Below are 19,203 nucleotides of genomic sequence, written 5' to 3' on the forward strand. Positions count from 1 at the left end.
TTCCGTTTGAGGGAAAGGACAGACACCATGTCAGAAACGCTTTCTTTACCGGATACTCAGGTCGAGTATCGGGATTATCCGCTGGTTGCTGCGCAACCGGGGATCTGGATCGCCGACCAAATCGCGCTGCGCCGCAACAGCTTCGCCGTGGCGCACTACACCGAACTGCACGGCGCTATCGATCGTTCGGCGCTGGAGCGCGCGATCCGTCAAGGGCTGGCCGAAGCGGATACGGTTCAGGCGCGATTCTTTGAGGCGCAGGACGGCCAGCCGGTGCAGCGTTTACCGTTGATAGCCGATCCCGCACGCGTGCAGGCGCCGGAGTGGTTCGATTTCAGCGCGCGGCCGGACGCCGAGCAGGCGGCGCTGGCGCTGATGAACGACGATCTGGCGCAGGATCTGCCGGCGGACGGCGAACGGCCGCTCTATCGCCATGCGGTGATCCGCGTCAGCGCCGATCGCTGGTTCTGGTACCAGCGCTTTCATCATCTGACCCTGGACGGCTTCAGCTTCGAGGCCATCACCCGCCGGATCGCCGATATCTATCGCGCGCTGCGTCACGGGCTGTCGCCGGCGGCATCGCCGTTTACCCCGTTCGGCAAGGTGGTGGAAGAGTTTGAGCAATGGCAAACGTCGCCGGCGCGCCGGCGGGCGGCCGAGTTCTGGCAACAGCATCTGCGCGATTTGCCGTCGCCGCTGTCGTTATCGACGGAGAGTCGGGAGGTTGAACCGGGTGCCCGGCCGCTCAAACAGGCGCTGGTGCTGCCGGAATCGCTGTTTGACGAAGCGCTGCGCGATGGCGCGCTGCAGTCGCTGCAACCGGCCGATATCGTCACAGCGGCGCTGGCGATGTATCTGGCGCGCATGAGCGGCGAAACCCGTTTTTCACTCGGTTTTCCTTTCATGCGCCGTATGGGCTCCCAGGCGCTGGCGGCGGTCGGCCCGGTGGTTAACGTGCTGCCGCTGCTGCTGAATGTGACGCCGGATATGTCGCTGGCGGACGTCTGCCAGGCGACCGTGGCGCAAATCAAACAGGCGCGCCGCCATCAACGCTATGAAGCGGAGCAGATCAAACGCGATCTCGGCCTGGTCGGCGGCCATCAGGAACTGTACGGCCCGGTGATCAACGTCAAGGTCTACCACAGCGCCTTGTCCTTCGACGGCCAGGCGGCCGTTACCCATACGCTGGCGATGGGGCCGGTCGATGACCTGGAGTTTGAGATCGGCTTTCGCAACGGCGTGCTGACGCTGTCGTTGGTCGCCAACCCGGCCAAATACTCGCCGCGCACCTTGCATCACCACGCGGAGCGCATCGGCCATTGGCTGCAGCAACTGGCGCGGCAGCCGCACCAGCCGAACGGTCAACTGGCGTTGATCGGCGAAGGGGAGTTAAAACAGCTCGCGGCCTGGGGGCGCGGCGCGCATCTGACACCGCCGGCGGGCATGGTGTCAATCATGGATGCGTTTCAGCGCCAGGTTGAGCGGCAGCCCGAGGCGCTGGCGGTGGCCTGCGGCGATGTGCGCCTCAGCTACCGTCAGCTCTCCGAACGGGTGATGCAGCTGGGGCGAGTGCTGATCGAAAGCGGCATCGGCGCGGAAGACGTGGTCGCCATCGGCATTCCGCGCTCGGTGGACACGCTGGTCGCGCTGTTCGGCGTGTTGGCCAGCGGCGCGGCCTATATGCCGCTCGATCTGGATTACCCGCGTGAACGCCTGGCGCTGATGTGCGACGACGCGCGGCCGGCGATGTTGCTGACCCACCGCGCTACGCAGGCCAATATGCCGGATCTGCCACAGGTATTGTGCCTGGACGACGCAGCGTGCCTGGCGCGCTGCGCGGCCGCCGAAGCTGCGCCGATAACGGATGCCGAACGGCGTGCGCCGCTGAACGAGGCGCATCTGGCCTATATGATTTACACCTCCGGTTCGACCGGCAAACCCAAAGGCGTGATGTCCACGCACCGCGGGCTGCTGAACCTGTTCCTGTCGCATCAGGCCTCGCTGTTTGGCCCGGCGATCGAAAAATTCCAGGCTCGCCATGCGCGCCGCCTGCGCGCCGGCCATACCGCTTCGTTCTCTTTCGACTCCTCCTGGGAACCGCTGTTCTGCATGATGATGGGCAGCGAACTGGTCATCTTCGATGAGGAGCTGCGCCGCGACCCCTGGGCGCTTCTGGAACAAACCCAGCAGACGCCGATCGATCTGCTGGACATCACGCCGTCGTTCTTCTCGCAACTGGTGGACTGCGGCCTGCTGAAAGGGCAGTTCCCGCTGCCGGCGTTCGTGATGATCGGCGGCGAGGCGGCGACGCCGACGCTGTGGAACCTGATGCAGCAGCATCCGGAGGTGGAGATCCACAACTATTACGGCCCGTCCGAATACACCGTCGATACCCTCGGCGCGCCGGTCACGGCCGCCGAACAGCCGGTGATTGGCCGTCCTCTCGCCAATACCGAAGTCTGGCTGCTCGACGGCCGCCTGCAGCCGGTGCCGATCGGCGCGGCGGGCGAGCTGTACATTTCCGGCAAAGGCATCGCGCGCGGTTACCTGCGGCGCCCGGATCTGACGGCGGCGCGCTTTGTCGCCAATCCGTTTGTCGAGGGCGAGGTGATGTACCGCAGCGGCGATCTGATGCGCTGGAGCGCGGAGGGCCAGCTGGTGTTCATTGGCCGGACCGATCACCAAATCAAGGTGCGCGGCTTCCGCGTCGAGCTGGGTGAGGTGGAAAGCGCCTTGGCCGCCTTGCCGGACGTGGGGCGGGCGGTAGCGATCGCCGAGCCGATCGGCGCCACCTATCGCCTGATCGGTTATTGCTCGGTGCAGAATGACGCGCGGCGCGCCTCACCCACGCTGCAAAGCGAACTGCTGGGGCAACTGGCGCAGCGTCTGCCGGATTATATGGTGCCGGCGATCCTGGTGGTGATGCCGGAGCTGCCGCTCAACGTCAACGGCAAGATTGATCGTCAGGCGTTGCCCAAACCGCAGGAGACGCTGGCGCAAAGCATTCGTGAACCGGCCACCGAGCAGGAAAGGCTGATTTGCCACGCCATGGCGCAGCTGTTGGGGATGGATCGCGTCGGCGCCGACGACGATTTCTTCGCGCTCGGCGGCGACAGCATCTCGGCGATGGGGCTGGGCACCGCCCTGCGGCGCAAAGGCTATCTGCTGCGGCCGCGCGAGATCTTCGCGCTGCACACCCCCGCGCGCATGGCGCAGGCGATGCAGCCGCTGGTAGTTGGCTCTCAGGTCGCACGCAGCGTACAGCAAGGCCCGATCGACGGGCTGCCGATCCTGCACTGGTTTGCCGAGACGGGCGATATGCATCGCCGCTTCGCGCACGGCGTTTTCCTGCGCGTACCAGCCGAGCTGCAGCCACAACAGCTGCATTATGCATTGGAGCAGTTGCGTGCGGCGCACCCGGCGCTGGGCGCGCGGATCCGCGACGGTCAGTTGGTGGTTGAAACCGCCGCCGCCGGTGAGCTGATGCAGGTTGATACCGTGTCCGGTGAGCTGGAATCAGCGGCGGAACAGGCGTTTGATGCCGCGCTTGACCATCTCGATCCGGCAGCCGGTGCCATGATGCAGGCGATCCTCTTGCAGCGCGACGGGCAGAGCCTGGGGCTGGTGCTGGCGATCCATCACCTGGTGGTCGACGGCGTTTCCTGGCGCATCCTGCTCGACGAACTGCGGCAGGTGGCCGACAGCGCCATGCAGGGGCAGCCGATCACATTGCCGCCGGAAGAAACCTCGCTCTATGAGTGGTCTGCACGCCTACGAGCCGACGCTGAACGCCGGGAAACCGAGCTGCCGTTCTGGCGGCGGATGCTGGCGGACGGCGCACCGCGTTTGGGGCGGCGAGCGTTGGATCCGCTGAACGATCGCACGGGCGACGTATCGGAAAAACGCACGCTGCTCGACAGCCGGCTGACCGCCGCGCTGCTCGGCGCATTGCCGCAGGGATACCGCGCCCAGGTTGAAGAGATCATGCTGTGCGTGTTGGCTCAGGCCTGCCGCCAGCGTTTCCAGGCCGCTTCGCTGCGTTTCTCTCTGGAGTCGCACGGCCGCGCCGAACTGGACGACGGCCTCGATCTGGCCCGCACCGTCGGCTGGCTGACGGCGGAGTATCCGCTGCGCATCGAACTGCATGACGCTGAGCACAATGAGGCCGTGCGCGCGGTGAAACGGGCGACGCGAGCGGTGACCGATCGCGGCGTCGGTTATGGCCAGCTGCGTTATCTGCACCCGCGGCGTGACGAACTGGCGGCGCTGGCGCAGCGCAATGCGCCGGAGATCTTGTTCAACTACCTCGGGCGTTTCAGCCAGGATGAGGGGCACTGGACGCCGCAACGCAGCCAAACCCGCTTCCGCGACGCCTTCGCCGTGGCGCAGGATGCGCAGCAGGCGCTGTCGTATGGCCTGGAGGTGAATATCTTTGTCGAAGAGCGGCGCGACGGCGCCTGCCTGGCGATCAACTGGAGCTGGCTGGAGGCGATGTTCAGCGAGAGCGACATTGCGCAGCTGCACAGCGGCATCGAGCAAGCGGTGCGTTCACTGTGCGAGTTTGCCGAGCGTCATCCCGAACGCGCGGCGGCAACGTTGGTGGCGGCCGAGATCGCCCAGCCGAACGTTGACGATGAGACGGTGCGCGCCTGGGAGCAAGAGTGCGGGCCGTTGGCCGCGGCGCTGCCGCTGTTGCCGTTGCAGCACGGCCTGCTGTTCCATGCGCAGACGGCGCAGCAGGGCGGCAGCTATAACTCGCTGACGCGCCTGAGCCTCTGCGGCGAGCTGGACGAACATCAACTCCAGCAGGCGCTGAATGCGGTGATCCGCCGCCATCCGCAGCTGGCCGCCCGGTTCAACCGCGAGGGGGAACCGCTGCAGCTGATACCGCAGGAAAGCCATTGGCCGCTGGACAGTCGTAAGCTGCCGCCGCAGTCCGAAGAGCAAGAAGCGCAGGCGCTGCATGAACTGGAACAGGAAGAGTTGCGGCGCGATCTGTTTAATCAGCCGGGCGCGATGCTGCATGCGCTGCGGATCAAACACGGCGATAGCGAACGCTACACGCTGTTCCTTAACGCGCACCATCTGATTGTCGACGGCTGGTCGACGCCGGTGGTGCTCAACGATCTGATGCTGGCCCTGCGTGAAGGCGAGCAGGCGTTGCCGCCGCTGCGCTCGAACTACGCCGATATCGTGCGCCGCCTGACCGCTCGGGATGCCGACGCCTCGCGCCGCCTCTGGCGTGAGACGCTGCAGGATGTGCGCCCGACGTTGTTGTTCGGTGAATCGCATAACGATCGCGTGCATGAGCTGGAAATGACGCTGCCGCCGGCCGAGGAAAGGCGCTTGCTGACCCTGTGCCGCGAACGCGGGCTGACGCTCAATACCCTGATGCAGGGCATCTGGGCGCTGCAGCTGGCCAGCTGTTGCGGCCAGCAGGACGTGGTGTTCGGCTCGCCGGTTTCCGGCCGCTTTGGCCAGATAGAAGGGATTGAGGAACACGTTGGCCTGTTCAGCAACACGCTGCCGGTGCGGGTTCGTCTGCAGCATGACCGTTCGTTGACGGATCAACTGACCGAACTGCAGCATCGGCAGATTGAACTGCTGGAGCACGACGACTTGGGCTTGGGAGAGATCCAGCATCTGGCCGGGGCGGGCACGCTGTTCGACACGCTGTTGGTGGTGGAAAACTACCCGGACAACGACGCCTTGCTTGGCGGCGCAGGTTCCTTGCGCTGCGATGCCATCCGTAACAAAGGCTATACCCACTATCCGCTGACGCTGCTGGTGCTGCCGGGCGAGCGCCTGCGTCTGCTGATGGAGTACCGCGATTCGGTGCCGCAGCCTGAACGCTTCGCCGCACGGCTGATGGCGCTGCTGCAACAATGGATAGCGCAGCCGGATCTGCCGCTGCCGCGCTGGCAATTGCAAACGCCGCAGGAGCAGGCGCTGGTCGCGGCGGTCAACCGCACCGGGCAGGCGGTGGCGGACACCACCTTGCATCAGGCGATCGCCGAGCAAGCGCGGCGCACGCCGGAACGCATCGCGCTGCAGGACGCCGGGCACAGCCTCAGCTACCGTGACATGCAGCGCCAGGCCGCGCTGTTGGCCGAACGGCTGACGGCGGCCGGCATTCAGCCGGGCGATATCGTCGCGGTGGCGTTGCCGCGTTCGGTGCGCCTCAGCCTGGCGCTGACGGCGATTGTGCAGACCGGTGCCGCCTGGCTGCCGCTGGATACCGGCTATCCGGACGAGCGGCTGGCCTACATGGTGGAGGACGCCAAACCACGGCTGATCGTTACCGAGAGCGCGTTGGATGCCCGCTTCGCAGCGCTGGCGCCAACGCTGCGGTTCGATGCGCTGGACGACAGCGGGCGCGAACCGGCGCCGCGCCCACCGGCGGGGAGCGGCGATCATCCCGCCTACGTGCTGTATACCTCAGGCTCTACCGGGCGGCCGAAAGGCGTGGTGGTGAACCACCGGGCGATCGTCAACCGCCTGTTCTGGATGCAGCACGAGTATGCGCTCGATGCGCAGGACGTGGTCCTGCAGAAAACGCCGTGCAGCTTCGACGTTTCCGTCTGGGAGTTCTTCTGGCCGCTGATGGTCGGCGCGCGCCTGGTGATGGCGCCGCCGGAGGCGCACCGCGATCCGCAGGCGCTGACGACCTTGATCGACGACTATGGCGTGACCACGCTGCATTTCGTTCCGTCCATGTTGGCTATCTGGGTGGAGGCCTTGAACGAGCGGGCGCCACGGCGCGCCGCCGCCAGCCTGAAACGCGTGTTCTGCAGCGGCGAAGCGCTGTCGTGCGAACTGGCTTCCCGCTATCAGGCGTTGGTCGCCGCGCCGCTGCACAACCTGTATGGCCCGACGGAGGCGGCGGTCGATGTTACCTATCAGCCGGCGTCCGGCGAGGCATTGGCGGCGGTGAACGGCGCCGGCGTGCCGATCGGCAAACCTGTCTGGAACACCCAACTGAGCATTCTCGACGCCATGCTGCGGCCGGTGCCCGTCGGCTGCGCCGGCGATCTCTACCTGCGCGGCATTCAGCTGGCCGACGGCTATCTGCATCGGCCGGAGTTGACGGCGCAGCGGTTTGTCGCCGATCCCGCCGGCAACGGCGCGCGCATGTATCGCACCGGCGATATCGCTCGCTGGCTGGAGGACGGCAGCGTCGAGTATTTGGGCCGCAGCGACGATCAGCTGAAGATCCGCGGCCAGCGCATCGAGCTGGGCGAAATCGAACAGGCGCTGCTGGCGCAGCCGGGGGTAGCGCAAGCGGCGGTGCACGCCATCGAATTAAGCGAGGGCGCGACGGGGCTGGGCGGCGCCGATATGCGCCAGTTGGTCGCCTGGCTGATCGCCCAACCGGGCGTGACGCTGGATACCGGCGCGCTGCATCAGGCGCTGGAGGCGCGTTTGCCGGCGCATATGATGCCGGTCAGCTATGTCATGACCGACAGCTTCCCGCTCAGCGCCAGCGGCAAGCTGGATCGCAAGGCGTTGCCGCGGCCGCAGTTGAACCCGCAGAGCGGCCGCGCGCCGCACAGCGACAGCGAACGCCTGCTGGCGGCGCTGTTCGGGGAACTGCTGGGGCGCGAGACGGTGTATGCCGACGACGACTTCTTCGCGTTGGGCGGCCACTCGCTGCTGGCGATGCGTTTGGCGGCGGAGCTGCGGCGGCGCGTCCCGCGGCCGTTGAGCGTCGGGCAAATCATGTTCGCCCGCAGCCTGGAGAAGATGGCGCACCTGCTCGATGACGCGCAGGCCGCCAACTCGGCCGAAAGCCGCGGCGTCGGCGAGTGCCTGCAGCTGCGGGCCGGCCAAGGCCCGGCGCTGTTCTGTCTGCACCCGGCTTCCGGTTTCGCCTGGCAGTACTCGGGGCTGAGCCGTTATCTGCCGGGGAGTTACCCGATCATCGGCCTGCAGTCGCCAAGGCCGGATGGCGCCATCGCCACCTGCGAGGACATTGAGCAGATGGTCGATCGTCATCTCGCCACTCTGCGCCGCCTGCAGCCGCAGGGGCCTTATTACCTGCTGGGCTATTCGCTCGGCGGCACGCTGGCGCACTCGATGGCCGCGCGTTTGCAGCAGCAGGGCGAAGAGGTGGCGTTCCTCGGCATGCTGGATACCTATCCGCCGGAAGGCCAGGACTGGACCGGCCCCAGCGAGGAGGAGGCGCAGAAGGAGGTGGCGCAGGAACAGGCCGAGTTTATGGCGGAAGATCATGGCGATCCGGCGCTGATGGCGGAGAAGGCGGCGATGTTCGACAGCATCGTCGCCAACTACCGCGACGCGGTGCGCCTTCTGTCTCAGGCGCGCAGCCGGCGTTTCCACGGCACGGCGACGCTGTTCGTCGCCGACCGGACGCTGCCGCCGGAGATGGATATCAACGCCGTGTGGGCGCCGTATCTGGATGGGCTGATCTGTCATCACCAAAGCTGCGAGCACGCGGACATTCTGTCGCCGGCCTCTCTGGAGACGCTCGGGCCGCTGTTGCATTCGCTCCTGACGCGGCAATACGGGTTGGTATAACGCAACCGGGCCGGGGCGTGCGTCCCGGCCCGCACTAAAACATGATATGCAGGACACTATGGCCAGACCTTCTTTTTTTCTTGATTTCAGTTTGCTGAGAAGCAATGCGCATTTCCGCGCGATTTTCTGCGCCCGCATGCTGTCGGTGTTTTCCCTCGGCATGCTGGCGGTGGGGGTGCCGATTCAGATCCAGGCGATGACCGGCTCCACGTTGCAGGTGGGGGTCGCGGTGGCGCTGGACGGCGTGGGCATGTTTATCGGCCTGATGCTGGGCGGCGTGCTCGCCGATCGCTACGATCGCCGCAAGCTGATCCTGTTTGCGCGCGGCACCTGCGGGCTGGGCTTTGTCGCCCTGAGTCTGAACGCCTTCGCCCCGGCCCCGTCGCTGTGGGCGCTCTACCTGTTGGCGGCCTGGGACGGCTTCTTCGGCGCGCTGGGCATGACGGCGCTGATGGCGGTGATCCCGCTGCTGGTCGGGCGCGAAAACCTGGCGGCGGCGGGGGCCTTGAGCATGGTGACGGTGCGCATCGGCGCGATCCTGGCGCCGGCGCTGGGCGGGATTATCATCGTGTTCGGCGGCGTGGGGCTGGCGTTTGCCGTCGCGGCGGCAGGGACGCTGGGCACCCTTGTGCCGCTGGTGCGCTTGCCGACGCTGTTGCCGCAGCAGCAGGAGCCGGAACACCCGCTGCGCGCGCTCGCCAGCGGCTTCCAGTTTGTCTGGCGCAATAAGGTGGTCGGCTCGGTGGTGCTGCTGGGGATGCTGATGAGCATCGTCGGCGCCGTCAGGGTGCTGTTCCCGGCGCTGGCGCAGGACGCTTACCACGTCGGGGCGTCCTCTATCGGCCTGATGTACTCCGCGGTGCCGCTCGGTGCGATGCTGGGCGCGCTGACCAGCGGCTGGGTGGGGCGATACGCTCGCCCTGGCGTGCTGATCCTGATCGCCGCCATCGTCGCGTTTACCGCCATCGCGTCACTGGGGCTGTTCAGCCACCTGGCGCCGGCGCTGCTGGCGCTGGTGTGCTACGGCTACGCCAACGCCATCGCCTCACTTCTGCAGTTCATGCTGATCCAGAGCAACACGCCGGACCATCTGCTGGGGCGGGTGAACAGCCTCGGCACCGCGCAGGACGTAACCGGCGATTCGATCGGCGCGCTGGGGCTCGGCGTACTGGGCCGGGTATTTACCCCGTTGATGAGCGTGCTGTCGTTTGGCGCATTCGCCGCCTTGTTGGGCGTGCTGGTGGCTTTCAGCGTACGCACGCTGCGCCAGTGCCGGCCGGCGGACGCGCTGGTCGAGCACGATGAACCCGCGCCGGCAACCTCAGCGGCGGCGGACAACTAACCCCTCACGGCACCGGCTGTTCCGGCCGGTGCTGCTCCCCCCAGTTACACATCATGTCGATCACCGGGATCAGCGAACGTCCGCGCTCGGACAGGCTGTACTCCACCTTGGGCGGGATCTGCGGATACTCCTTTCTTACCACCAGGCGATCTTTTTCCAGCTCTTTCAGCGTCGAACTCAGCGTTTTGTACGAAATAGTGCCGATGCAGCGCTGCAGTTCGTTGAACCGCAATACCGGCTTATACAGCGCCAGCCAGTAGAGAATAATCATTTTATATTTGCCGTTGATCACCGACAGGGTGTAGCCATAGCCGGTGTCTTCGAGGCTGATGCCCGTTGGGCTGCAGCGGGATTCGGCGGTCATTTTATACTTTCTCCAGGGTAAGTATGTGTCGTGAGTGTGCGTATTTTACATTCTGTCAGCATACCCTAAGATGCGTCGAAACACCTGACTGGAGAGATCAGTATGAAAACCTTGGTGGTAGTAACACATCCCGATATGGCGAACTCGGTGGTCAACAAACGTTGGCTGGAGGAACTGCGCCGCTATCCGGCGCTGTATACCGTGCACGAATTGCATCAGGCCTATCCGGACTGGCAGATCGATGTCGCCAAAGAACAGCAGTTGATTGAAGCGCATGACAACATCGTGCTGCAGTTCCCGATTTACTGGTTCAGCAGCCCGCCGCTGCTGAAAAAATGGCTGGACGACGTGCTCACCTACGGCTGGGCCTACGGTTCCCGCAGCGGCTATAAGATGCAGAACAAGAAACTGGCGCTGGCGGTCACGGCGGGCGTGCGCGCAGAAGATTACGCGCGCGACGGGCGTTATCGCTACTCGCTGGAGGAGATCTTCCGGCCGTTTGAAGTGACCGCCGATTACGTGCGGGCCGACTATGCTTCGTTCTTTGCCTTTTACGGCAAGGAAGCCGCTTCGGACGGGGCGGTGGAGCCGCTGCAATCCCACGAATTGGATCGCAGCGCGCAAGGCTATCAGGCATTTCTCGCCGCCCTGAATGAACGACACGCCCCGGATGCGTCTGATAGTGCTGTTGCGAATGTCCGGGGAGGAATATGATTGCCGTATTCTTTGACGCGCCGGTGATAACCCCATGCCTTCAGCCGAAACGTTTATTGCTTTTCTTGTTGCACTCACCCTTCTGGAACTCTCTCCCGGACCGGATATGATGCTCACGCTGGCCCGGGGTATCGGCCAAGGTCGTCGCATCGCGCTGCTCAATGTTTTCGGCATGGTTTTTGTCGCCGGTATGGTGCAGGTTTCCATGCTGGTGCTCGGCCTCGCCACGCTGTTGCATAGTTATCCGCTGGCGTTGGACGTATTGCGTTGGGTTGGGGCCGCCTATCTGGTCTGGCTGGGGATAAAAATGCTGAAGGTAAGCCGGCAGCGTTCCGATGCCGTGCTGAAACCCCGGATGATGACCGGGTGGCAGGCGGTGAAAGAAGGGGCGATTAACAGCCTGACCAACCCTAAGTCGCTGCTGTTCATGTTTGCTTTTCTCCCGCAGTTTGTTAACCCTGAAACCGGGCCGGTTTGGTTGCAATTGCTCGTTTTAGGTTCCATTCAGAAGCTGGCCGGGATCCTTTCGCTGGGCTCTGTCGCTATGGCCTCCGGCACCGTGGGGCAATGGCTCGCCCGCAATCCCCGTTTGTTGGTCTGGCAGCAGCGATTTACGGGCGTGGTCATGATGGGATTGGGCGCCAAACTCCTCCTCGGGGGCGGCGCTGTGTCAGCGCCGCGATAAGGGGAGCGGCTCGCGCTATTTCAGGTGAATGCTAAAACCGTCTTGCCCCGGCGCCAGATGGGCTTTCAGCGTCAGCTGCGGGATCAGGTAGTCACCGGCGTTCTGCCGCCGAAACGGAATCGGCTCGGTGTGCCACAGATTATCGAGCCGCTGTCCGAGCTGTTCGCACAGGGCGGCAAAGCGCGTCTCGTCGGTCTTACCGGCGCGGTAGGTGACGAACGGCGGCAACACCTCGAACCCCGGGTAATGCAGCATGCCGTGCTGGATCGGGAACAGAATATCGTCGATCGGCCCGTTAATGCCGCGTGGGGCGTAATGGGATTCCCAGCCGCCGGCGCTGACGATCAGCATCGCCCGTTTGCCTGCCAACATACCCTCGCCGTAACGGTCGCCCCAATGGGTATCGGAATGCTCACCGACGCCGTAGGCAAAACCATAGGCATAGACGCGATCGAACCAGCCTTTCAGCATCGCCGGCATCGAGAACCACCACAGTGGGAACTGCAACAGCACCGCGTCCGCCCAACGCAGCTTTTGTTGCTCCCGTTCGATGTCGGCGCTCTGCACGCCGTTGGCAAACGCGCGCCGGGAATCCAGCGAAGGATCGAAACGGGGCCCTGATGCGCCTTCCAGGCTGTCGTCGGCGTCGATCGCCGCTTTCCACTTCATGGCGTACAGGTCTGACACCTGGACCTGATGGCCGGCCTGCGTCAGGCGCTCAACGGCGAAGTTTTTCAGTGAGCCGGTCAGCGACTGTGGCTCCGGGTGGGCGTAAACAATCAGCACATTCATAACAACGCTCCTTGGTGTGAGAGCTGCAGAGTAGGGCGTCACGAGGTATATTAGAAATGAATTACCGTTATCCCAGGTATAAGCATGAATAATTTAAGGCGGCTGGATCTCAATCTGCTGGTGACGCTCGACGCGCTGCTGGCTGAGCACAACGTCACGCGCGCGGCGCAGCGGCTCAATTTCTCTCAGCCGGCAGTCAGCGTGCATCTCGCCAAACTGCGGGCGATCTTTGACGATCCGCTGCTGTTGCCCGGCCCGCGCGGCATGCGTCCGACCGCCAGAGCGGAGCAACTGCGGGAACCGCTGCGTCAGGCGCTGGCGGCGCTTGAGTTGGCGGTGACGCCGGCGACGCCGTTCGATCCCGCTGTGGCGACCGATATCTGGCGTGTGGCCGCCTTCGACTACGGCGAATCCACCATCGTCCTGCCGGCGCTGAACGGTTTGCGCACGGCGGCGCCCGGCACCCGGCTGGCGGTGCTGGAAACCGCGCCGTCACGCATCGCCAAACTGGCGGAACAGGGAGAGATCGATCTGGCGTTTCACACCCGCGAAGGGGCGCCGCCCGGTCTGCGTCAGCGTACGCTATTCCGTGAACGCTATGTGCTGGTGGGCAGAGTCGGTCACCCTAAGCTGCATGAAAACCTGACGCTGGCGCAATTCTGCCTATTGGAGCAGGTGATGGTTTCGCCGGACGGTGGCGGTTTCTACGGCATCACCGACCAGGCGCTGGCGGACGTGGGGCTGACGCGGCGCGTGGTGCTTTCCGTGCCGCATTTTCTCTTCGTGATCTCGGTACTGACGCAGTCCGATTTGGTGGCGATGTTGCCGGAGCGGCTGGTGCGCAACCAACCGTTATTGCAGCAACTCAAACCGCCGTTGGCGGTGCCGGGTTTTGAAATGACGATGCTGTGGCACGAACGATCGCATCGGGATCCCGCTCACCGGTGGCTGCGCGAACATATCGTGCGTTCAGTGTGATCGGGCTAATGTAAACAGCGCGGGAAATTACATGAACAGGAAGCGGTCGGCCAGCGGAACGCCACGTTCGAGGCGCGGTGGCAACGCGTCGTCGCGATCGTCAGGCTGAGCAGCTTGCGGCGCGGCGTCTTCGGCTTTTTCGATCATCAGCTCGCCGAGCAGGGCCAGAAAACGAGTGATCTTTTGCATATTCCCTCCGGGACCATGATTAACCTGAGGACGATAGTAATCGCCGCCTAACCGAATGGGAAAAACTTAAAACTCATATCCTAAGAACCGGATCGCATATCGCATGACCGGGCGACGGTTGCCCATCGCCCGGTGAACGGTTTAGAAGGTGACGTTAACCTTGGCCCACAGGGTGCGGCCCGGTTCATTCACCGCGCTGTTGGCCGAATAGCCGAAGGCGCTGTTGCCCGCCAGGTTGAGGTGCTCGCTGTAGGTCTTGTTCAGGATGTTATCCAGACCGGCGCTCAGCTTGACGTTTTTATTCACCTTGTAGGCGGCGTTCGCGGAGAGCACGCCGAAGCCGGCGCTTTCGGCAAAGTCTTTGCCCACCACGTTGCCTTCGTTGATCGCCACGCGGTTTTGGCTGCTGACCAAACGCCACAGCCCGGTGCCGCTCCAGTCGCCGTACTCGTAGGTCAGCCCCAGACGCGCCTCCAGCGGCGGGATCTGCGGCAGCGGGCGGCCGTCGCTGGTGTTTTTGCCCCAGGAGTAGGCCAGGCTGGCGTCGGTTTTCCAGTGCTCGCTCAACTGATAACCCATGCCCATTTCGCCGCCCATGATGTTGGCGTTGACGTTATCGGCCTGGCTGAGACGCGCATTGTGCGGATCGTATTTGAACAGGATGAAATCATCGACGCGGCCCACATAAGCGGAGATCCAGCCGTTGAAGCGCTTGCCGTTGTATTGTGCGCCGATGTCGAGCTGCGTAGTTTTCTCGCTCTTGACGCTGGAGAACGGATCCTTGCTGCCATTCGGGCCGAGCTTCGGCGAGAACAGCTCCCAGTAATCCGGGAAACGCTCAGTATAACCGACGCCGGCGTACAGCATCAGCGGCAGCTCGGCCAGCGTGTGTTCCAGGCGCATAAAACCGCTCGGCAGGGTGTCGGAACGCTCCGCGTCGCCGCCGTTGCGGAAGTTTTCCACCAGGGTGCGATCGAGACGCGCGCCGCCGATCAGTTTATCCTGTTCGCTGGTGGACCAGGTCAGTTCGCTGAAGGCGCCGTAGCTGTTGAACTGGGCGTCTTTTTCCCAGCTGCCGCGGCTCATGCTGCGATGGGTGTTGGTTTGGGTGTCCAGGCCGCTTTCCAGCTTCACGTCCTGCCACAGCCAGGTGCCCATTACGCGGCCGCCAACGGTGCGGCGATCGAGCTGCATCGTCATGCCGGAGGACATCATATGTCCGCCATGGCCGCCCATGCCCATACCGCCATGGCCACCGTGCCCACCCATGCCGCCGCTGCCCGGTGAGCGCAGGGTGACGTTGTCCATCACGTGGTTGGCGTAATTGTAGTAGACCTGCGCTTCCAGCTTATCCAGCACCTCGCCGATGTTGGATTTTTCCACCCGCATGCCCAGGCTTTCGCGCTTGAACTGCGAACCGTCCATGCTGCGGCCGGCATAGCGCGCTTCGCCGTTGCCGCGGCCCATGGTCACTTCCAGCAGCGTATCGTTGTCCGGCGTCCAGCCGAGCGCCAGATCGCCGTTCCACTTGTCCCAGCGCGACGGCACGCGCGTATTGGTGCCGTCCTGATAATCGTTGGAACGAGATTTGTTGGCCATCACCCGCAAGTAACCTTGCTCGGCGCCGAGGCTGGCGTCGATATTCTCGTCCCAGCGGCCGTTGGAGCCGGTCAGCACGCTGGCGTTGCCCTTGACGCCCGGCTTGTCGAAGCGTGGGCGTTCACGTTCGAAACGCACGGTGCCCGCCGACGATCCCGGTCCCCACAGCACCGTCTGCGGCCCTTTGGTGATGGTCAGCAGATCGAAACTTTCCGGCGAGATGTAAGAGGTGGGCGCATCCATTCTCGATGGGCAGGCGCCCAGCATTTCCGAACCGTCGGTGAGGATCTTCAACCGCGAACCGAACATGCCGCGGAACACCGGATCGCCGTTGGTGCCGCCGTTGCGGATCTGAGAAAAACCGGGAATGGTTTTCAGGTAGTCCGAGCCATCGCTGGCCGGCACCGGCTGACGCGGAGTTTTCGGTGACGTCACGATGGTCAGCGGAGAGTAGAGCGGTGCGGTGACGGTGATCACGTCGCCATCATTAACCTGTGTGTTGGCAGGGTGCTGATGCGCCTGCGCCGCGTGGCCAGCCAGCAGGAACAGCGGCATGGCGGCGGTGATGGCGCGGGCGGCGGCGTTCTTTTTATAAACGGGTTTAAACATCATCTTTCCTTAAGCTAACTTTTTTCCGTTCTTGGCCGAGGGATTATTCAGGCGTGGGGCGGCCTGGCGAAAATCACCATCGGTAAATACGGGGGTTAATTCCATCAGCGTGGAAATAACCGGATTAATAATGTCGTCTCGGTGCTTAATCGTTGGGCGAATTAATTCCGCCGGGTTGAAGCGATCAACGGCAATACAGAGAACGGCAATGGGCTTATTGTTAAATCAGAGGAAAGAGAGGGGGGGCGCGCGCGGCTGTAATTCGGTGTGAACGACGTGGGCAAACAGGGGAACGAGATAGCGGATCGGCGGCGGGCGCGAAGCCAGCGACTGAGACCAGAACAGCGGGGCGTGGCTCACGTCCAGCAGCGGCGCGTGCAGCAACAGCACGCAGTAGCCGCAGGCGCTGTCGTCCATCATCATCGCCATGTTGTGGTGGCCGCCGCCGTGCTGCATCAGCGGCTGCGAGGCTTTTTCAGGTTCAGACGGCGGTGAGTGCATCCCGTGATGCATCGGCATATCCATGCCGCAATCCGCCATGACGGCCGTTCCAGCACTTCCGGCGCGTACATGCTCCAGAGATCGCGAGATCACCGGCGCAATGAACAACATCAGAATGGCAAACACCCCTAACCAGGCGGCGGCCCGATTTCGCGATGCAGAGGGCTGAATTAACGACACAATCAACCTAAAAAAGGGTTAACACAGGGGAGGGAATTGTACTGGTTTATGTCGAAATGTTAAAACCTTTTATTTCTGGTCAACGGCCTGTTGATGAATATATTATCGGATAAGCGCTTTAATTCTGACCAAAGGCTATTTTTATTGCGCCACTAACGTGACGGGGACAATATTAATGACGGAAGAACTGGCGAGCACGATTATTCCGCTTTATGACGAACATGCCGCCGCCTGGGAACGCCTCAGACCCACCACGCTGTTCGAGCGGCCGTGGCTCGACCGCTTTTTGCAGCTTACCCTGGCCAACGCGCGGCTGCTGGATCTCGGCTGCGGCAATGGCGCGCCGATCGCCGCCTATTTTATCGAACAAGGGTATCGAGTCACCGGCATCGACGGCGCGCAGGCGATGATCGCGCGCTGCCGGCAGCGTTTTCCACAGCAGGAGTGGCGGCAGATGGACATGCGCCGGCTGAATCTGGCGACAAGATTCGACGGCCTGCTGGCCTGGGACAGCTTCTTCCATCTGGCGCGCAACGATCAGCGCCGCATGTTTCTACTGTTCAGACGGCACGCCAAGCCGCATGCCGCACTGATGTTCACCAGCGGCCCTGAAGACGGCGTGGCGATCGGCAATTTCGAAGGCCAGCCGCTGTTTCACGCCAGCCTGGCGCCGGAGGAGTATACGCGCCTGCTGCAGGAGAACGGCTTCCGCGTGGTCGATCATGTGGTGGAAGATCCCGCCTGCGGGGGAAGAACGGTCTGGTTGGCGCAAAGCATCAAGTGACAACGTCACGTGCAGGTTCATCGGAACCTGCACGTTAACGTTATTTAGCGCTGACGCGCCAAACGGTGTTGCCCACGTCATCCGCAATCAGCAGGGCGCCGGCCTTGTCGACCGCTAATCCAACCGGTGCGCCATAGAGTTCCTTCTCGTCGTCGGAGACAAAGCCGGTGACTACCGCTTTGAGTTTACCGACCGGCTTGCCTTGTTCGAACGCCACGTAGCTGACCCGGTAGCCGTTCAGCGGCGAGCGATCCCAACTGCCGTGCTCACTGACAAAGGCGCCGCCGCGATAGTCGGCCGGCAGAGCGCTTGCGGTGTAGAACAGCAGCCCCAGCGGCGCGACGTGCGAGCTGAGGGCGTAGTCCGGCTTGATGGCTTTCGCCACCAGATCCGGCCGCGCCGGCTGCACCCGACGATCGACGTGCTGGCCGAAATAGCTGTAAGGCCAGCCGTAGAAGCCGCCGTCCTGTACCGAGGTCAGGTAGTCCGGCACCAGATCGGCGCCGATCTCGTCACGCTCGTTGACGATGGCCCACAGCTTGCCGCTGTGCGGTTCCCACTGCAGCCCGGTCGGATTGCGCAGGCCGCTGGCGAAGATGCGGCTGGCGCCGGAGGCGGTGTCCACTTCCAACACGGCGGCGCGCCGGTACTCTACGGCCAGGCCGTTTTCGGTGATGTTGCTGTTGGATCCAACGCCGACATACAGCTTTTTACCGTCCAGGCTGGCCAGCAGGGCCTTGGTCCAATGATGGTTGATGGTGTCCGGCAGATCGGCCAGCTCTTTACCCGGATCGCTGATGCGCGTTTCGCCCGGCTGATAGGCGTACTGCATGATATTGCCGGTGTTGGCCACATACAGGGTGTTGCCAATCAGCTGAACGCCGAATGGAGAATCGAGCCCCTCGAGGAAGACATGCTTTTCCCAGCTGCCGTCGGCGGTGGGGCGCAACAGGGTGATGCGGTTACCACCTTTTCCCCCTTTACCTGACTGCCCCTTAACCAGCCCGGCGATCAGCTGCTTGGGTGTGCTGACCGCTTCGGTGCCCGGCCCGTTGGCCTCCACCACCAACACATCGCCGTTGGGCAGGGTAAGCAACTGACGCGGGTGCAGCAAACCGTCTGCCACCTTGTCGATTTTCAAGCCTTCGGCGACTTTCGGCATCTGGTTTTGCTGCCAGCCCACGCCCTTTGGCACCTGCATCGGCGGCATCAGGAAATCTTGCGCCGCCGGCAATGCCGGATCCGGCCCCATTTGTTGTTCCGGCGAAATGACGGCACTGTTATCGCAGCCGGCCAGCGCCAGTACGGCCGAAAGCGCAATCGCGATGGATGATAGCTTCATGAAAACCTCCTTATTTTGCGCGGGCGCTCACGGCCAGCAGAATGTTGGCGAAGCTCAGCAGCGCGACCACGATCGCAGACAGCACCAGGCCTTGCGGCACCACGGCATACGCATCCCGGCTATGCACGAAAGCGTTGATAATGGCGAGAACGATGGCCAACAGATTCAGCCAGAAATGGAGCTTGACCGATAAGCCCTGTAGCCGGCCGCTGCCGAACCACACCTGCACCAGGTTAATCAGTCGGGGAATGATGGCAAAAATCAGGCCGATGGCGATCAGCCAACTGGCACCATTGACCCATTGAATATTCGCCGTGCAGGCATAGATGATGTCGAAAATGAGCGCCGCGGTAAAAAATCCATAGGGTATCGGATTGAGCCATTCATAGACGGCCACCGCGGCCGCTGAAGGCCTTGCTGTCGTTTGCGTGGTCATACTGGTATCTCCATGAAAAATGATAGATAAAAAGGCGTTGGCCCCTTAAAGCTTTGTTCAGATTCACCGATTTGAACAATTTTGATTCTCATTTTTAGCATGCGATGTTAAAACCGAAACCGTCACCACGGCATTATCAATGGCTTAGCA

13 protein-coding genes are annotated in these 19,203 nt (G+C 63.1%); 6 read left to right on the forward strand and 7 right to left on the reverse strand.

Features of this window, described 5'->3' with window-relative positions:
- Window positions 1-27: 27 nt before the first annotated feature.
- Together ACTJJ6_RS16865 and entS are read left to right on the forward strand one after the other, a co-directional pair.
- Window positions 28-8,538, forward strand: a complete 8,511-nt coding sequence (locus tag ACTJJ6_RS16865) for an amino acid adenylation domain-containing protein (RefSeq protein ID WP_440802364.1) — start codon at window positions 28-30, stop codon at window positions 8,536-8,538.
- Window positions 8,539-8,596: 58 nt separating this feature from the next.
- The gene (entS, locus tag ACTJJ6_RS16870; protein WP_049299268.1) at window positions 8,597-9,880 is read left to right on the forward strand and encodes an enterobactin transporter EntS; all 1,284 of its coding nucleotides are present in this window, start codon (window positions 8,597-8,599) and stop codon (window positions 9,878-9,880) included.
- 4 nt (window positions 9,881-9,884) lie between these two features.
- On the opposite strand, the gene ACTJJ6_RS16875 is transcribed toward entS, so the two are convergent.
- On the reverse strand, window positions 9,885-10,244 hold the full coding sequence (locus tag ACTJJ6_RS16875) for a winged helix-turn-helix transcriptional regulator (protein WP_049299265.1): 360 nt from the start codon (window positions 10,242-10,244) through the stop codon (window positions 9,885-9,887).
- 102 nt (window positions 10,245-10,346) lie between these two features.
- On the opposite strand from ACTJJ6_RS16875, the gene ACTJJ6_RS16880 reads away from it, so the two are divergent.
- Both ACTJJ6_RS16880 and ACTJJ6_RS16885 read left to right on the forward strand, forming a co-directional pair.
- Entirely contained in the window at window positions 10,347-10,958 is a 612-nt protein-coding gene (locus ACTJJ6_RS16880; protein ID WP_164052400.1) for an NAD(P)H-dependent oxidoreductase, read from the forward strand.
- 34 nt (window positions 10,959-10,992) lie between these two features.
- Window positions 10,993-11,643 (forward strand): LysE family translocator, encoded by a 651-nt coding sequence (locus tag ACTJJ6_RS16885; RefSeq protein WP_028127429.1) that lies wholly within the window; start codon window positions 10,993-10,995, stop codon window positions 11,641-11,643.
- A 15-nt stretch (window positions 11,644-11,658) separates the two neighbouring features.
- Here ACTJJ6_RS16885 and ACTJJ6_RS16890 read toward each other — a convergent pair whose 3' ends face one another.
- Window positions 11,659-12,435 carry an NAD(P)H-dependent oxidoreductase gene (locus ACTJJ6_RS16890; RefSeq protein ID WP_016927694.1) on the reverse strand — a complete coding sequence of 259 codons (777 nt, stop codon included), beginning with the start codon at window positions 12,433-12,435 and terminating at the stop codon, window positions 11,659-11,661.
- Window positions 12,436-12,519: 84 nt separating this feature from the next.
- Between ACTJJ6_RS16890 and ACTJJ6_RS16895 the strand changes: the two genes are divergently transcribed.
- Window positions 12,520-13,413: a LysR family transcriptional regulator gene (locus ACTJJ6_RS16895; protein ID WP_016927695.1), complete on the forward strand. Its 894-nt coding sequence runs from the start codon at window positions 12,520-12,522 to the stop codon at window positions 13,411-13,413.
- A 27-nt stretch (window positions 13,414-13,440) separates the two neighbouring features.
- Here ACTJJ6_RS16895 and ACTJJ6_RS16900 read toward each other — a convergent pair whose 3' ends face one another.
- The 3 genes from ACTJJ6_RS16900 to ACTJJ6_RS16910 form a co-directional block, all read right to left on the reverse strand.
- Window positions 13,441-13,602 carry a hypothetical protein gene (locus ACTJJ6_RS16900; RefSeq protein WP_016927696.1) on the reverse strand — a complete coding sequence of 54 codons (162 nt, stop codon included), beginning with the start codon at window positions 13,600-13,602 and terminating at the stop codon, window positions 13,441-13,443.
- 141 nt (window positions 13,603-13,743) lie between these two features.
- On the reverse strand, window positions 13,744-15,810 hold the full coding sequence (locus ACTJJ6_RS16905) for a TonB-dependent copper receptor (protein WP_049299260.1): 2,067 nt from the start codon (window positions 15,808-15,810) through the stop codon (window positions 13,744-13,746).
- 225 nt (window positions 15,811-16,035) lie between these two features.
- A complete protein-coding gene (locus tag ACTJJ6_RS16910) occupies window positions 16,036-16,422 on the reverse strand; it encodes a DUF2946 domain-containing protein (RefSeq protein ID WP_239044579.1) in 387 nt (128 codons plus the stop codon).
- Window positions 16,423-16,666: 244 nt separating this feature from the next.
- On the opposite strand from ACTJJ6_RS16910, the gene ACTJJ6_RS16915 reads away from it, so the two are divergent.
- Window positions 16,667-17,275, forward strand: coding sequence for a class I SAM-dependent DNA methyltransferase (locus ACTJJ6_RS16915; RefSeq protein ID WP_197834862.1), 609 nt, complete (start codon window positions 16,667-16,669; stop codon window positions 17,273-17,275).
- Between the two features lie 40 nt (window positions 17,276-17,315).
- Here the strand turns inward: ACTJJ6_RS16915 and ACTJJ6_RS16920 are convergent, their stop codons facing one another.
- On the reverse strand, window positions 17,316-18,617 hold the full coding sequence (locus ACTJJ6_RS16920; RefSeq protein ID WP_143779001.1) for a PQQ-dependent sugar dehydrogenase: 1,302 nt from the start codon (window positions 18,615-18,617) through the stop codon (window positions 17,316-17,318).
- 10 nt (window positions 18,618-18,627) lie between these two features.
- Window positions 18,628-19,053 (reverse strand): DUF2231 domain-containing protein, encoded by a 426-nt coding sequence (locus tag ACTJJ6_RS16925; protein WP_028127428.1) that lies wholly within the window; start codon window positions 19,051-19,053, stop codon window positions 18,628-18,630.
- Window positions 19,054-19,203: the final 150 nt, after the last annotated feature.

This window comes from Serratia sp. 22278, assembly GCF_052045405.1.
Lineage (GTDB): Bacteria > Pseudomonadota > Gammaproteobacteria > Enterobacterales > Enterobacteriaceae > Serratia > Serratia marcescens.